The sequence below is a fragment of the Streptomyces sp. NPDC097619 genome, from assembly GCF_040302735.1.
Lineage (GTDB): Bacteria > Actinomycetota > Actinomycetes > Streptomycetales > Streptomycetaceae > Streptomyces.
This window is the reverse complement of record NZ_JBEOSD010000173.1, coordinates 1-16403: the sequence shown is the minus strand read 5'-3', so window position 1 is coordinate 16403 and position 16403 is coordinate 1. Positions and strand designations below refer to the sequence as shown.

9 protein-coding genes are annotated in these 16403 nt (G+C 76.1%); 7 read left to right on the top strand and 2 right to left on the bottom strand.

Going from position 1 to position 16403, the window contains the following annotated elements; all coding sequences use genetic code 11:
- Positions 1-438: 438 nt before the first annotated feature.
- Positions 439-3039: an AfsR/SARP family transcriptional regulator gene (locus ABTZ17_RS31565; protein WP_352199208.1), complete on the bottom strand. Its 2601-nt coding sequence runs from the start codon at positions 3037-3039 to the stop codon at positions 439-441.
- A gap of 226 nt (positions 3040-3265) precedes the next feature.
- Here ABTZ17_RS31565 and ABTZ17_RS31560 point away from each other — a divergent pair, with 226 nt between their 5' ends.
- From ABTZ17_RS31560 to ABTZ17_RS31530, 7 genes are all read left to right on the top strand, one after another.
- On the top strand, positions 3266-5152 hold the full coding sequence (locus ABTZ17_RS31560; protein WP_352199207.1) for a fatty acyl-AMP ligase: 1887 nt from the start codon (positions 3266-3268) through the stop codon (positions 5150-5152).
- Positions 5153-5403: 251 nt separating this feature from the next.
- A complete protein-coding gene (locus ABTZ17_RS31555; RefSeq protein WP_352199206.1) occupies positions 5404-7110 on the top strand; it encodes an acyl-CoA dehydrogenase family protein in 1707 nt (568 codons plus the stop codon).
- A 185-nt stretch (positions 7111-7295) separates the two neighbouring features.
- Complete coding sequence (locus tag ABTZ17_RS31550; protein ID WP_352199205.1) at positions 7296-10523, top strand: type I polyketide synthase; 3228 nt, start codon at positions 7296-7298, stop codon at positions 10521-10523.
- Entirely contained in the window at positions 10496-11611 is a 1116-nt protein-coding gene (locus ABTZ17_RS31545; protein ID WP_352199204.1) for a 3-oxoacyl-ACP synthase III family protein, read from the top strand. The genes ABTZ17_RS31550 and ABTZ17_RS31545 overlap by 28 nt, the downstream gene beginning before the upstream one ends.
- Complete coding sequence (locus ABTZ17_RS31540; protein WP_352199203.1) at positions 11608-13602, top strand: HAD-IIIC family phosphatase; 1995 nt, start codon at positions 11608-11610, stop codon at positions 13600-13602. Before ABTZ17_RS31545 ends, ABTZ17_RS31540 begins: the two co-directional genes overlap by 4 nt.
- Positions 13599-14027, top strand: a complete 429-nt coding sequence (locus ABTZ17_RS31535; RefSeq protein WP_352199202.1) for an acyl carrier protein — start codon at positions 13599-13601, stop codon at positions 14025-14027. The genes ABTZ17_RS31540 and ABTZ17_RS31535 overlap by 4 nt, the downstream gene beginning before the upstream one ends.
- Positions 14027-15016, top strand: a complete 990-nt coding sequence (locus ABTZ17_RS31530) for a 4'-phosphopantetheinyl transferase family protein (protein ID WP_502994931.1) — start codon at positions 14027-14029, stop codon at positions 15014-15016. The genes ABTZ17_RS31535 and ABTZ17_RS31530 overlap by 1 nt, the downstream gene beginning before the upstream one ends.
- Here ABTZ17_RS31530 and ABTZ17_RS31525 read toward each other — a convergent pair.
- Positions 14991-16127, bottom strand: a complete 1137-nt coding sequence (locus ABTZ17_RS31525) for an AfsA-related hotdog domain-containing protein (protein ID WP_352199200.1) — start codon at positions 16125-16127, stop codon at positions 14991-14993. The two genes, ABTZ17_RS31530 and ABTZ17_RS31525, sit on opposite strands and share 26 nt — an antisense overlap.
- Positions 16128-16403 lie beyond the last annotated feature (276 nt).

The window sequence follows — 16403 nt, the reverse complement described above, 5'->3', positions numbered from 1 at the left end:
CATTCGGGGGCTCCGCCCCCGGGCCCCCGCGCCTCAATCGCCGGCGGGGCTGGGTTTTGGTCGGGGTGGGTGGGCTTGTGCTGCCGGGTTTCGCGGGGCTGGGTTTTGGCCGGGGTGGATGGGCTTGTGCTGCCGGGTTTCGCGGGGGTGGGTTTTGGTTGGGGTGGGTGGGCCGGTTTCCGTCGGGTGAGGGGGCTCGGAGGGTCGGGGCGTGGAAGTCTGACGGGTAGCTGACGAAGACCGGATCGCCGAAGTGCGGTTCCAGGCCGTGGTGGTGGGCGAGGTCGTGGCCGGCGGCGAGGGTGCACCGCCCATGATCCCAGGCGACGACGTCCTGGTCCCACCACGGGCCTTCGGGGAGTGCAAGGGCGGTGTGCGCCGTTCGACGAGCTCGGCAGGCTACCCAGGGGCTGGGCAGGGCTCCGGGTCCTGGCTTGGTCAGGTCGTGGTCGGGGTGGGGCGGGGGCGCCAGAGGCCGGGGCGGAATTCTGTCCAGTCGGGGCGGTGGGGGGTGGTGGTGAGGCGGGTGAGCCAGCGGCGGGCGTAGGACTCCAGGCGGCGGTCGGCGAGGGTCGTGGCCAGGGTGAGGCACTGGCGGAAGTGGGCCTCGGCGGCGGCGGTGCCGTGGGTCTCCACCGCGAGGAGGCCCAGGACGCGGCTGACTTCCCAGTGGCCGCGGATGTCGGGGCCGGAGGGGATCGTGTCCCGGAGGGGGGCCAGGAGGTCCGCCGCCGTGGTGAGGGCGCCTTCGTCGAGGTGGAGGTCGACCAGCCCGGCGAGGGCGCGGAGGCGTTCGGGGGTCGTGGTGGGGGAGTCGGTGGCCGCCACGGTGGTCAGGGCGCGGTGGTAGTGGTCCTTGGCCTCGTCGAGGTGGCGGCGCTGGAGGGCGAGGTCGCCCAGGGAGCGCAGGAGGCGGGCCTCGGCCGTCGGGTCGCCCAGGCGGCGGGCGGCGTCGAGGGCGGCGTTGTGGCAGCGGTCCCAGACGTCCCAGGCTGCCAGGGACTCCACGAAGACCGTCATGGCGTCGGCGAGGGCCACGGTCTCGGCCCACAGGCCGTGGGCGTGGGCGCGGAGCACGGTGTGGGTGAAGGCGCTGTGCCGGCGTTCGAACCATTCCAGCGGGTGGACCCCGTCCACCTGGCCGGCGTGACGGGCCGCGGTCAGCTCCGTGGTGAAGGCGGAGCAGACGCGGGCGGTGGCCGAGCGGGCCGTCTCCGGGGGCTCCTCCTCGGCGAGGCGGGCCGCGGCCAGCAGGCGCAGGAGCGGGGGCAGGCGGTAGCCGCCCTCGGGGAGGGCCAGGAGGAGGCCCGTTTCGACCAACTGCTCCAGGGTGTCCAGGGTGTTCAGCGCGTCCAGGGTGGCCGGTCCCGCCGGTCCCGCCGATTCCGCCGGAGTGTTCGGGGTGGGGGGCGGGGTCAGGGCGGCGGTCGCGGTGGGCTCGGTGAAGGGGGTGTCGGGGAGGACGGACAGGAGTCGGAAGGCGGCGCGGGCCGCGGCGGGCGCCTCCTCGTACGAGCCGTGCAGGACGGTGTGGCAGTCCTCGTCGAGGGAGCGCAGGACCGTGAGCCGGGTCTCCTCGGGGCGCAGTCGGGCCGCGAGGGTGACGGTGGTCCAGCGGGGGTGGGAGGCGAGTTGGGCGGCGACGGCACGCAGGGCCAGGGGCAGGCCGCCGCAGAGGGCGGTCAGTTCGTCGGCGGCCTCGTCCTCGCCGAGGAGGGCACGGGCGCCTTCGGGGTCCAGGGGGCCCAGCGGCAGGACCTGGGTGCCGAGGGCGCCGAGTCCGGCGGGTACCCCGCGGCAGGTGGCGAGGACGGTGCAGCCGGGCAGGGCGGCGAGCAGCGGCCGCAGCTGCGCGGCGGAAGTGACGGAGTCCAAAACGACCAACGTACGACGGCCGTCGGTGAGCTGTCCGAGCAACGCCCGGAGTTCACCCTCCTCCTGGGGGAGGGGGCCGTCCGTGCCGAAGGCGCGGGCGACCGCGGCCAGGGCGGCGGGACCGGTCAGGTGCTCGCCCGTCGGGCCGCGCAGGGGGACCAAGACCCGGCCGCCGGGGAAGTCCGTACCCGCGCGGTGGGCGGCGGCGACGGCCAGGGCGGTCTTGCCGATGCCCGCCGGGCCGCTGAGCATGACGCAGCCGCCGGCCGGGGTGGCCGCCAGCCGGGCGGTCAGCTCGGCGAGCTCGTCGGCGCGGCCGGTGAAGCGGGGGTCGGCGGGCGGGAGTTCCGTCACCGGGCCCTCGGGGAGTTCCGGGGCGCGCGGGGCGGCGGCGGGGCGGCCCGCCGCGGCCGAGGGGCGCAGCAGGGCCGGGTCGCCGGTCAGGATGCGGCTGTGCAGCTGCTGGAGCTGGCGGCCCGGCTCGATGGCCAGGTCGTCGACGAGCGTGCGGCGCAGCTTCGCGAAGGTGCGCAGGGCGTCGGCCTGCCGGCCGGTGCGGTACAGGGCCACCATCAGGTGGGCGTGGAACTCCTCGTGCATGGGCAGCTCGGCGGTCAGGGACCGCAGTTCGCCCAGGAGTTCCTGGTGTCGGCCGAGGAAGAGCTCGGCGCGCACCCGCTGCTCCAGGGCGGCCGTTCGGACCTCGCTCAGGCGTACGGCCATGCTGTCGAGGAGGGAGCCGTGCGGGGTGTCGGACAGCAGCGGGCCCCGCCACAGCGCCAGGGCCTGGCGCTGGAGCTCGGCGGCCCCGGCGTGGTCCCCGGCGGCCAGGGCCTCGCGGCCGCGCGCGTGCAGGCCCTCGAAGACCGACAGGTCGAGCCGGTCGGGGTCCAGGCGCAGCAGGTAGCCGGGCGAACGGGTCTGGAGCACTTCGCCGCCCCGCTCGGGGTCGGCGTCGCGGAGCACCTTGCGCAGCTGGGAGATGTACACCTGGAGCGTGGTCATCGCGGTCCGCGGCGGCTGCTCCCCCCAGAGCTCGTCGATGAGGCTGTCGACGGAGACGACCTCGTTGACGCGGACCAGCAGCGTGGCCAGGACCACCCGTACCTTCGCGGCACGTGGGGTGAGGATCCGCCCGTCCGGTTCGGCCGCGCTCACCTCCATCGGACCGAGAACCCGAAAACGCATAGAAGCCCCCCGATGTTTTGGTGGCCCCAGGGTAGGGCGGCCGGACCCCCGGACTTCGGACAGGCACCCCCCTATTTCCCCGGAGGCGGCCGGGTGCCCGCAAGGCGTGCTTTAGCTCCCGCGCGCAGGATGCGGAGCCTGGGAGGGGAGCCGGTCCGGCCGGGTCCGCGCCCTCCCGGGGCGCGGCGCGAGGGGGCTGATCTTGACCGGTTGTTCCACGTTCACCGAGGTGTTGCGGCAGCGCTGCGCCGAACGCGGGTCCGCGGACGCGCACGTGTTCCTCCACGACGACGGCACCGCCGAGCACGTCACGTACGCGGGGCTCGACGCGGCCGCGCGCACCCTGGCGGCACGGCTGCGGGCGCTGGGCGCGGGCGGGGAGCCGGTGCTCCTGCTGTACCCGCCGGGCGCGGAGTTCCTGCGGGCCTTCGCGGGCTGCCTGTACGCGGGAGCCGTCGCCGTGCCCGCGCCGCTGCCCGGGGACCGGGGGGAACGCCTCCAGCGGGTCTCCGGGATCATCCGGGACACCGGGGCGCGGCTGGTGCTGACCGACTCCGCGAACGCGCCGGAGGTGTCGCTGTGGTTGGCGATGGCCGGGCGCGGTGAGGTGGTGTGCCTGGCCACCGACGCCCTCACGGCGGGGGGCCTCACGGCGGGGGCCGGCACGATCCGTGCGGCTGGTGGGGTCGGTGGCGGTGGTGTTGGCGGTGTCGAGGTGCCGCCGTTCGTGGATCCCGGGACCGGGCCCGATGACCTGGCCTTCCTCCAGTACACCTCCGGTTCCACTTCGCAGCCGCGCGGGGTGATGGTCAGTCACCGGAACCTGCTGGCCAACACGGAAGCCTTCGGACGCACCCTGCGCTCCACTCCCGCCGACCGGTTCGCGAGCTGGCTGCCGCACTACCACGACCTGGGCCTCATCGGGCAGCTGCTGCACCCGCTGTGGCTGGGCACCCTGTCCGTGCAGCTGTCGGCGAGCGCCTTCGTGCGGCGGCCGGTGCGCTGGCTGCGGGCGATCGCCGACTACGGGGTCACCATCAGCTGCGCCCCCGACTTCGCCTACGACCTGTGCGTGCGCCGGGTCACCGCCGAACAGTCGGAGGGGCTGGACCTGTCGCGGTGGCGGGTGGCGCTGAACGGGGCCGAGCCCGTCCGCGACCGCACCCTGACGGCCTTCGCTGAGCGCTTCGCCCCGGCCGGATTCCGGCCTGAGAGCCTGTACCCGGCGTACGGGCTCGCCGAGGCCACGCTGTTCGTCTCGGCGGGCGTGCCCGGCACCCCGTACGCGCGGCGGACCGTGGACGCGGCGGCCCTGGAGCGGAACGAACTGCGGCCCGTCACCGCCGGCGCCGCCTCCCGCACCCTGGTCGGCAGCGGCCGGGTGCTCGGCCACGACCTGCGGATCACCGACCCGGACGGCCGGGAACTGCCGCCCGGCCGGGTCGGTGAGGTCTGGCTGCGCGGGGACAGCGTCACCCGCGGCTACTGGCGCAACCCCGTCGACAGCGAGCGCACCTTCGGGGCGCGGCTGAAGGGCGGGGCGGACGGGTTCCTGCGCACCGGCGACCTGGGGGCGGTGGACGAGGACGGGGAGCTGTTCATCACCGGCCGCCTGAAGGAGGTCGTGATCCTCAACGGGCGCAACCTCTACCCGCATGACGTGGAAGGGGCGGTGCGGGAGCTGGATCCGGCGCTGGCCGCGGGCAGCGGGGCCGTGTTCACCGTGGACGCCGGGCGCGAGCAGCTGGTGGTGGTCCACGAGGTCCGCGGGACCGACACCGACTGGGAGCGGCTGCGGACCCTGGCCCGCCGGGTGCAGACCGTGATCGGTGTCGAGTTCGAGGTGCCGGCGGGGAACGTGCTGCTGGTCCGGCCGGGCACGGTGCGCCGCACCACCAGCGGCAAGGTCCAGCGGATCCTGATGCGCAAGCTGTTCCTGGCCGGGGAGCTGGCCGGGCTGTACGAGGTGCTCGAACCGGGCGTGCGGAGCATGATCCGGCCGTGGAACGCGCTGCTGGGCAGCGAGCTGCTGGCCCCCGCGGCCGCGACGGTGCCGGACGCGGTGACGGGGACGGGGAAGGTGTGGTGAGGGGGGCGGGGGCCGCGCCGGAGGTGCTGGACGCGCTCGGCGGTCGATTCGCCGGTGCCGGTGCCGGTGCCGGCGCGGATGCCGGCGACGATGCCGGTGCTGCTGCTGGTGGTTGCGGCGTGGGGGAGCGGGCCGGTGGCTTCATTCCGGATCGGGCTTCCGGTCGGGTTCCGGATCAGATTCCGGATCGGGTTCAGGTTGTCGTTCCGGATGGGGTGCCGGACGCGGTGCCCGACGTGGTGCCGGCGCCGGTGGCTGAGCGGGCCGCTCGGCTGGAGCGGATGCTCGGGGACCCCGACGACCCGGCCAACCCCACCGGGACCCGGGCCCTGTTGCGCGCCGACCGGGCCGGGGCGCTCTCGCCGGAGGCGGAGCACGTCCTCGACGCGTACGGGATGAACGAGGAGTTCGTGCCCCGGGCCCTCGGCGGGCGGTTCGACTCGGCGGAGACCCTGCTGCGGATCATGCGGCCGGTGTTCCGGCGGGACGTCGCCCTCGGCATGGGCTACGGCATGACCACCTTCATGGCCGCCTCCGACGTGTGGATGACCGGCGACCGGGCCCAACGCGGCCGGCTCGCGGACCTGGTGCTCTCCGGCTCCAAGGCCGCCATCGCCCAGCACGAGACCGCCCACACCAACGACTTCGTCAAGAGCCAGATCCGGGCCGACCGGGACGCGACCGGCGGGCTGGTGCTGACCGGGGCCAAGCCCGTCATCAACAACATGCAGCGGGCGGACGCGCTGGTGCTGTTCTGCCGCACCGGAGGTCCGGGCAGCACCGGCCACAGCGCCCTGCTGCTGGACCCGCGACGCTTCCCCGAGGACCGCCACCGCGTCACCCGCCGGCCGCCCTCGGTGGGGCTGCGCGGCTACTTCTGCGCGGGCGTGGAGTTCGACCGCTGCCCGGTGCCCGAGGACGCCCTCCTCGGGGCCCCCGGCAGCGGGGTGGCCACCGCCCTGCGCTCCTTCCAGATCAGCCGCACCCTGATGGCCTCGCTCGTGGTGGCCGCCGTGGACACCAGCCTGCGCACCGCGGTGCTCGTGGACCGGACCCAGGCCCCGGGCGGGGCCGCGCACGCCCCCGCCGACTCCCGGCAGGTCGCCCACACCGTGACCGGGGCCTTCACCGACCTGCTGCTGTACGACAGCCTCGCGGTGGTCGCCACCCGGGCCCTGCACCTGCTGCCGGGCGAGACCAGCCTGTACTCGGCGGCCGTGAAGTCGCTGCTGCCGAAGGTGCTCAGCGAGGCCATGTACGACCTGTCCACGGTGCTCGGCTCGCAGTTGTACACGCGCGAGGGCACCGTCGGCCTGTTCCAGAAGCACCTGCGGGACGTGCCCGTGGTCAGCCTCGGGCACGCCGGTACCGCCGCCTGCCAGGCCACGATCATCCCGCAGCTCGACAGTCTGGCCCGGGGGTCCTGGTTCACCGGGGAGGAGGCACCGGCCGCGCTGTTCCGGCCCGCGGATCCGCTGCCGCCCTTCCGGTACGAGCGGCTGGGCATCGCCGCCGGGGGCCGGGACGGGCTCAGCGCCTCCCTGCTGGCCGCCGCGGCCTGCGTACCCGGCGGCACCCCGGAGGCGCGGGCCCTGCGCGCCTTGGCCGAACAGCTCGTCGGCGAACTCCGCGACCTGCGCGCCCGGGTGCTCGCCCTGCCCCCGCTCGCCGCGGGCGGTCCCACCAGCCCGGCCTGGTTCGCGCTGTGCGACCGGTACGCGCTGGTCCTCGCCGCGGCCGCCGTCCTCGGCGTGTGGCGGCACAGCCGTCCCGGCCGGGACCCCTTCCTCGCCGACCCCTCCTGGGCGGCCGCCGCCCTGCACCGGATCAACCGCCGGCTCGGACTGCGCCCGCCGGACCTGCCGCCCGGGTGCACGGCCCGCGTGCACCAGGAGGTGCTGGCCCGGTTCGGCGGCGGTCGCAGCTACGACCTGTACGACGCGCCGGTGCCGGGCTGAGCCGGGGCCCGCACCCCGAGTCCGTCACCGATCCGCCCCTGACCCGTACCGCCGCCGCAGCAGCACACGCCGCCGCAGCACACCCCGACGAAGGAGCACGCCCCGATGAACCTCCCCGTACCGCCGCGCACCGCGGCGCAGCCGTACGGACGGCGGGCCGTCCGCGCCGCCGCGGGGGAGCGGCGGTGACCGCCGGGGCCGAGCCGGTGGCCGTCGTCGGCATCGACTGCCTCTTCCCCGGCGCCGCCGGGACGGCCGCCTACTGGGAGCTGCTCATGCGCGGCGGCGACGCCACCGGCACCCTGCCGCAGGGGCGCTGGCCGGGCGACGGGGCCGAGGAGTTCGGGCGCGGCGGCTACCTGGAGGGGGCGGACGCCTTCGACCACGGCTTCTTCACGGTGACCCCGCGGGAGGCCGCCGCGATGGACCCGCAGCAGCGGCTGCTCCTCCAGTGCGCCTGGCGGGCCCTGGAGGACTCGGGCCGGGCCCCGGGCTCCCTGGCGGGCAGCGACACGGGGGTGTTCGTCGGCACCATGAGCAGCGAATGGGCGCAGCTGCACCTCGGAGATCCGGGCCGGGCCACCCCGCAGCTCGCGGCGGGCAGCAGCGGCGGGATGACCGCCAACCGCATCTCGTACCACCTGAACCTCAAGGGCCCCAGTCTGGCCGTGGACACGGCCTGCTCCTCCTCGCTGGTGGCGGTGCACCTGGCGGTGAACTCGCTGCTGTCGGGGGAGTGCGGCACGGCGCTGGCCTGCGGGGCGAACCTGGTGCAGTCGCCGGCGCTGGGCCGTGTGTACCGGCAGATGGGGCTGGCCGCGCCGGACGGCCGCTGCAAGCCCTTCAGCGCCGACGCCGACGGGATCGGGCGGGCCGACGGCATCGGGGTGGTGGTGCTGCGGCGCCTGGCCGACGCCCTCGCGGACCGGCAACCGGTGTACGCGGTGATCCGGGGCACGGCCGTGAACCAGGACGGGCGCAGCAACGGGATGACGGCGCCCAGCCGCTGGTCCCAGCAGGAGGTGGTGGCGGCGGCCTACCGGCGCGCGGGCGTCACGGCGGACCGGGTGCGGTTCGTGGAGGCGCACGGTACGGGCACGGTGCTGGGCGACACCATCGAGTGCGCGGCGCTGGGGGAGGTCCACGGGGTGCCGCGGGCGGAGCCCTGCGCGATCGGCTCGGTCAAGGGCAACCTGGGGCACGCGGAGGGCGCGGCGGGCATCGCCGGGTTGATCAAGGTGGCGTTGGCGCTGCACCACCGGACGGTGCCCGCGAGCCGGTTCGCGGCCCGGGAGAACCCGCAACTGCGGCTCGCCGAGCGCGGGTTGCGCCTGCTGGGGGCGCCGCTGCGGCTGCCGGCGGGGGAGAGCTTCGGGGCGGTCAGCAGCTTCGGGATGGGCGGGACGAACGCGCACGTCGTGCTGTCCTCGGCGCCGCGGCGGACGCGCGGGCGGATGCGCGCGGCGGTGGGCGGAGCGGCGGGCGGGGCCCTGGCGGCCCGCGTTCCCGCGCGGGCGGACGCGGCAGCGGCCGACGGCGGCGGGGTGTTCACGGTGTCCGCCGACACCCCCGAGGCGCTGCGGCGGAACCTCCTCGCGCAGGCCGAGGCGGTGGGCCGGCGCCCGCTCGGGGACGCGGCCGCGCTCTGCCTGGCCAGCAACCGGGTCAAGACCGGCCTGCCCTACCGGGCCGCCTTCCCGGTCCGCGACACCGGTGAGCTCGCCGCGGCCCTGCGGGCGGCGGCCGCGGACGAACGACTGGCCGCGGGCATCGCCGACCGGGCACCGCGCTCCCCGACCGTGGCCTTCCTCTACACCGGGCAGGGCTCCCAGCACCCGGGGATGACGGCCGCGCTGTACCGCTCCTCGCCCCTGTACCGCCGTTTCCTCGACGAGGCGGACGCGGCGCTGCGCCCGCACACGGGGGCCTCCGTGCGGGAGGCGATGCTCGGCGCGGGCCCCGGGATCCACCGGACCGCCGTCGCCCAGCCCGCGCTGTTCGCGGTCGGGTACGCGCTCACGCGGACCCTCGGCGAGCTGGGCGTCGTTCCCGACGCCGTCCTCGGGCACAGCGTCGGCGAGTTCGCGGCGGCGGTGGCCGCCGGGGCGCTGCCGCTGGCGGAGGCCGCCCGGCTGGTCGCGGCCCGGGCGTTGCTGATGGACGCGGCGCCCGGAAGCGGCGGGATGCTCGCGGTGCGGGCCGGCCGGGACCGGGTGGCGGAGCTCCTCGGCACGCTGCTCGACGGGTCCTCGGACGATTCCGGCACCGGATCCCCTGTCGGCTCCGTCACCGGCTCCCTCGGCGGGCCGTCCGGCGGGCCCCTCGATGGGGCCCTCGCTGGGCTCCTCGCCGGTGGGGGAGCGGCCGGGGCGAGCGGGCCGCTGACCGTGGCCGCGTACAACGGGCCCTCGGACCTGGTGCTGTCGGGTCCGTCCGCGGCACTGCACCGGGCGGCCGAACGGCTGCGGGCGGCGGGCGTGGCGGTACGACCGCTGGAGGTATCGCACGCCTTCCACTCGCCCGCGATGGCCCCGGCCGCCGCCGGACTGGCGGAGGCGGCGGCCGGCACGGTGCCGGCCCCGCCGCGGATCCCCTTCGCCTCCACGCGGTACGGGCGGATCCTGGCGCACGAGCCGCTGGACGCCGGGTACTGGGCGGGTCAGCTGACCGGGCCCGTGTGGTACGCGCGGGCCTTGGACGCGCTGGTGACGGAACTGGCCCCGGCCTGCCTGGTGGAGATCGGCCCCGCCCCCGTACTGCTCCGGCTCGCCCCGCGCGGCGCCACGCTCCCCGCGGGCACGCGGCTGCTGCACCCGGCGCCGGGACCCGGGGCCACCGGCCGCGAACCGGCGGACACCGTGGCCGGGCTGTACCTGGCCGGGCTGGAGCCCCGCTGGGAGGGGCTGTACGGGCCCGGCCCGCACCTGCCCGAACGTCCGACCCCGTACGTGTTCTCCACCGAGCACCGCTTCCCGGCCCGCCCGCTGCCGCTCACGGCGCGACCGGCCGCCCCCGCACCGGACAGGGGCGCGGCTGACCCCACGACCACGACGGACATCGCGAGCACGGCGGCAGCCACGAGCACGGCGGACGCCACGGAACCAACGGCCATCGGAGGCGTCGTGGACGGCACGGACCCCGTGCGCGGGGAAGGGGGCGGGGTGTTCCTCGCGGTGCGGGAGGCCGTCGTCGAGGTGGGCGGGTACGAGGCGGCGCGGGTCCGCGCCGGAGCCCGCTTCTACGAGGACCTGGGCTTCGACTCGGTGATGCTGATGCAGCTCAAGGACCGGATCGGGACCCGGCTGCCGCAGGCCGCCGGGGTGACCGTGCAGGAACTCCTGCCCGCCATGAGCACCGTCGGGGCGCTGGCCGCGTTCCTCGCCGAATGGACCGGTACGGCGGTGGCCGCGTGAGCGCCCCCACGGCCCCGGCCCTGCACATCGCGGGCACCGGCACCGCCCTGCCCGGCGACCCCGTGGACAACAAGACCCTCGGCGCCCTCTACGGGATCAGCGAGGAGTGGATCGACCTGTTCGTCGGCACCCGCACCCGCCACTTCGGCTGGGACCTCGACACCGGCCGTCCCACCCACTCCCTCGCCGGACTCTGCGCCGAGGCGGCCCTCAAGGCCCTCTACGGGGCCGGACTGGAACCCCAGGACCTCGACTTCGTGGTCCTCGCCACCGCCACCCCCGACCAGCTGCTGCCGGGCACCGTGAACCTGGTCGCCGAGCTGTTGGGCCTGGACCAGCTGCCCACCTACCAGCTCCAGTCCGGCTGCGCCGGCTCCGTACAGGCCCTGGACCTGGCCCGGTCCCTGCTGGCCTCCGGGCACCGCACCGGGCTCGTCCTCGCCGGGGACGCCACCGGCCGCTTCATGGACGCCCGCGGCGGGAACCTCGACAGCCTCGACGTGCCCACCGAACAGCTCGTCAACTACGTGCTGTTCGGAGACGGCGCCGGAGCGGCCGTGGTCACCGCGGAACCCCTCGGGGAGAGCGTGGCCGTGCACGGGCTCCTGCACCGGTTCGCCGGACTGGGCCGCGCCCCCGGGCAGGTCCTCGGCTGGCACGGCACGGCCTGCCCCGACCCCGCCCGCCGGATGCTCTACGAGGACTACAAGGCCGTCGAGGAGAGCGTGCCCGCCCTCGCCTCGGAGATCCTCTGGGAACTCCTGGGCACCGCCGGACTGGCCGCCGCGGACGTGGACTTCCTGCTGCCCCCGCAACTGTCCGGCCGGATGACCCGCCGGGTCACCGACACCCTGGGACTGCCCGGGGCCCGCGAGGTCTCCTGCGTCACCGACACCGGCAACGTCGGCAACGCCCTGCCGCTGATCCAGCTCGACCTGCTGGTCCGCGAACTCGGACCCGGTCAGCACGCCCTGGCCGTGGTCGTCGAGTCCAGCAAGTGGATCAAGGCGGGGCTGGTGCTGCGCCGGGACCCCGGCTACGACCCCTTCCTGGAGGACGGGTACGGCGGAGAGGACGGCACGGTATGACCGTCCCCACCCGGGAGGGCGCCGCCGTGGCCCCGGCCCCCGGCACCCCCGCCGTGCCCGGGACCAAGGCCGCCGCCGCGCTGCGCGCCCTCGCCGACGGCGGCCGGCTCGCCGCCGAGTACCCGGCCGTGGTCCCCCTCCTCGCCGCCCTCGTGGACGGCGGGGACCGACCCGAAGCCGAGATCCGCGCCGACCTCCAGCGCTGCGGCCGGATCCTGGCCCGCCTCGACCCCCACGAGGTCCTGGCCCGGCACCCCCGGACCCCGCTCGTCACCGTCGCCCTCACCGGGAACGCCCCCGCCCTCGGCCCCCTCGCCGACCCCCTGCACGCCGAACTCGCCCGGCACGGACTGCTCGCCCGCACCGTCACCGGCGAGCCGGGCGCCTGGCTCCGCGACCTCACCACCGTCGACGGCCCCCTCCGCTCCGCCCGCCCCGACCTGACCCTGTGCCTCCTCGACCCCGAGGCCGTCTTCGGCTCCCTGCCCGTGCCGTGGACCGCCGAGGACGCCGCCACCGCCTGCGACGAACTCACCGCCCGACTCGACGCCGTACTCGAAGCCCACGGGGAGCACGGCACCGGCACCCTCGTCCTCAACACCCTCCCGCTGCCCCGCACCCACTCCCAGCAGCTCCTCGCCCGGGACCAGCGGGCCCTGCTCGGCGCGGTCTGGCGCGAGTTCAACGCCGGACTCCTGCGCCGGGCCGGCACCCGCCCCGACACCGCCGTCATCGACCTCGACCCGCTCGTCGCCGAGGGCGGCCCCGTCCACGACCCCCGCCTCGCCCGCTACACCGGCACCCCCTACGGGGAGGAGCTCCTCGCCGGATACGCCCGCGAGGCCGGACACGTCCTGCGCGCCCAGCGCGGCATGACCCGCAAGTGCCTCGTCCTCGACGCCGACCGGACCCTGTGGGCGGGCGTCCTCGCCGAGGACGGGCCCGAGGGGATCCGCGCCGACGGCGGCCTGCGCGGCCTGCCCCACGCCGCACTGCAACGCACCGCCCGCCAACTCGCCTCCCAAGGCGTCCTCCTCGCCCTCAGCAGCAAGAACGACCACGAAGCCGTCACCGCGGTCCTGCGCGACCACCCCGACATGACCCTCCGCGAGGCCGACTTCACCGTCGTCCGCGCCAACTGGGACCCCAAGGACGGCAACCTCCGCGCCATCGCCGCCGCCCTGGGCACCGGCACCGACTCCCTCGTCTTCGCCGACGACTCACCGACCGAACGGGCCCTGGTCCGGCACGCCCTGCCCGGCACCGCCGTGCTCCCCTTCGGCACCGAACCGGCCCTCTACCCCGACCGGCTCCTCCGCGACGGCTGGTTCGACGCACCCCGGCTCACCGAAGAGGACCGCGCCCGGCCCGCCCGCTACCGACAGCAGGGCGAACGGGCCCGCGCCCGCGCCGCCGCCGGCTCCTACACCGGCTACCTGCGCTCCCTCGACACCCGGATCCGGATCTCCCCGCCACTGCCCCACGAACGGGACCGCATCGCCCAACTCACCCTGCGCACCAACCGGTTCAACCTCACCGGCAGCCGGCTCCCCACCGGGCCCGCCACCGGTGACGGCACGCTGGTCCTGGCCGTACGGGTCACCGACCGGGTCGGCGACAACGGGCTGGTCGGAGCCGTCCTGACCCGGACCGCACCGGACGGGCTGCACCTGGACGGGCTCTGGCTGAGCTGCCGGGTCCTCGGCCGCGAGATCGAGGAGGGCTGCGCGGCGGCCCTGCTGGCCGAGGCGGCCGCCCGCGGGCTGCCCGCCGTCCACGCCCGCTACCGACCCACCGCCCGCAACGCCCCGGCCGCCGCCTTCTACCCCTCGCTCGGCTTCGCCCCGCAGCCGCCGGCGCGGACCGGGCCGGCGGGCGGGGACCGGCGCTTCCGGCACGACCTGCGCGATCTGCCCCCGGTCCCCGACCACCTCACCCTCACCCTGACCCTCGACCTCCGGCCCGGAGGATGCGGAGAGGAACCCCGATGACCCAGCTCGGCAGCCCCCTCGACCTCGCCGGAATGCTCAGGCTCGTCCGCGACGAGCTGGGCACGGACCTCACCCTCCCGACGGCGGACCCGACCACCGGCACCAGCGGGGCGGCCGGCGCGGACACCCCACTGGACGGGCTCCCGGGCTGGGACTCCATGCACCTGCTGAGGCTGGTGATGCTGCTGGAGCGCACCACCGGCCGACAGCTGCCGATCGCCGCGCTCCTGGAGGCCCACACCCTCCGCGAGGTGCACGCGCTGGTCCTGACGGGCACGGGCACGGGCAGCGGCATGGGTACGGGCACGGCCGTGGGCACGGCCGTGGGCGTGGGCCTCGGCGTCGGCATGGCTTCGGGTGCGGGTGCGGGTGCGGGTGCGGGTGCGGGTGCGGCCCCGGGCACGGGCCGGGAGGGACCCCGGTGATCGCCTCGGTCCTCGGCGAACCCATCGAGGTCGCGGGCGGCGGCCCCACCGGCACCGCCCCGGCCCCCGCGGCCGGCGGCTGGAGCCGGGTGCGCGCCGAGCTCCACCGGCACGGCAGCGCGCTGCTGCACGGCCGGCTCGCCGACTGGCGGCCCCGCGACGAGGCTGATCCCGCCCTGCGCGCCGTCCTCGGCCGGGACTGGGACCGCTACCGCGGCATCGAACACCCCGACATCCGGGGCCGGTACGCGGCCTCCCGGCTGCTCCTCAAACACGCCGCGGCCGGTGCCCTGTCCGCCGACCCGGCCGACCTGGAGCTGACCTACGGCCCCACCGGGCGGCCCTACCTCCGCGGCTGCGACCAGATCGACATCAGCCTCAGCCACACCGACGACCTGCTGCTGGTGGGGCTCACCACCCGCGGGCTGATCGGGGTCGACGCCGAACTCGCCGGCCGCCAGCTCTACCGGCCCGGCCTGGACCGCCACATCTGCACCCCGCAGGAGCGCCGCGACCTGGCCGCCCTTGACGAGGCCGACCGCAATCCCAGCCTGGTGCGGCTCTGGACCCTGAAGGAGGCGTACAGCAAGGCCATCGGGCAGGGCATGCAGTTCCGCTTCACCGAGTTCGGGTTCGGACCCGACGGCCGGCCGACCCAGGTGCTGCGCCCGGACGGGACCCCGGGAGCCGGGGACGAATGGTCCTTCCGGACCTACACCCTGCACAGCGGCGGCGGGAGCGGTGCGGGCGGCAGCAGCGATGGGGGTGGCAGCACGGGCGGCGGCGGGGGCACGGCCTTCTGCGTGAGCGCCGCCGTGTACGACGCCGGGTTCGGGCGGATGCTGGACACCGAGATCACCTCGATGCTCGACGCGGAGGCCGTGGAGGCCATCCACCTCGCCCTCGCCGGGGCCGGCCCGCCGACGGCCGCGCCGACCGCGGCCGTCGGCGCCGGTGCCGACGTCAGTGGTCCTCGACCACCTTGGTGACGGCTTCCAGGACGGTGCGTCCCGCCTGGGTCAGGGTCAGGGTCACCGGGACGGCCCGGCGGCCCTGCGCATCGCGTTCGAGGAGCCCGGACACCGCCGCGCAGCGCATCGCCAGGTCGGTCTCCGCGTAGCCGCGGAAGTGGACCTGCAGGGAAGCGAGGGCGCTGCGCGCCGGTGTCAGCTGGTGGGTGCCCAGGGCCGCGAACAGGGAGGCCTGCCGGAGCGACTCCAGCAGCACCAGGGCGGGTACGTGCCCCTCGTCGGTGCCCGCGCCCCGGGCGGGCGGCCACTGCGCCGGCACCGAGACCCCGACGGCCAGGCGGCCGTGCGAGGGCCAGGTCGGCCCGTGGAGCAGCACGTTGGCGGGGTTGGAACGACCCACCTCGGCCGGGTCCACCGGGGTGCCCCGGCGGGCCGCCGCCGGTTCGGCCACCGCGGCCAGGGCGGCGGCACGGCTCTGCTCCCGGTGGTTGCGGCGCAGGACGGGCGGCAGGAAGACCAGGTTCGCCGAGCCGGTGCCGCAGCGGACCTCGTCGATCTCCAGCGAGGTCCGGAAGTCCAGGGCGCGCGGCACCGCGCCGATCATCTTGTCCGGGCTGACCACCAGCGTCGCCGTGAGCCGGGCGGGCCCGGGACGGGTGCGCCAGGCGGTGAGGTCGGGCACGTCGATGCCGAACCGGTAGAAGATCCCGGTGCGGTTGGCGGGGACCCCGAAGTGGTTCTGCCCGATGAACTCGCCGACCTCCCGTACCATCTCCGAGGCCGCCTGGATGTCGTGGAAGCGGCCCGGCCCGTCGTTGAGCAGCGGGTGCTCGGCGGGCAGTTCGGCCGCGAGCGCGAACTCCTCGGAGGCGTCCTCGACGGCGGACAGCCCGTAGTACTCCCAGCTGCGCGGCCGGTGCACCAGGTGGCGCCGGGTGCCACTGCCGGCTGCGGTGCGGGCACCGGTGGCGGACCGGTGCTCGCGCTGCGGCTCCGCGGGCCGTGGGGTGCCCGTGGCGGTGCCGGTGGTGCCGTTCGGGCTGGTGGTGCCGGTGGTGCCGTTCGGGCCGTTCCGGGACGAGCCCTCGCCGAGCGGGGTCTCCCAGTCGCTGAGCACCGTTCCGCCCATGCTGAGTCACCCCCGTTCCCGGCCGCCTCCCGGTGAGGCTCCTGTTCCAGGTTGCCGGGCGGTGACCGGGGCGACCAGCGGCCGCCGGTGGCAGCTTGCTGTGTGTCAGCTAGTACGGCACGGGAGCGGTTGCGGGCTCAGGGGCCGGGCGGATCCGGGGGGCGGGGCCCGGCGGGGGCGACCTCCTCGCCGAGCATGCCGGAGACGGCGACGTTGTACCCGGCCTGGAAGCGGCTGGTGGATTCCACTTCGGCCATGATCTGCGAGATGTGGCGC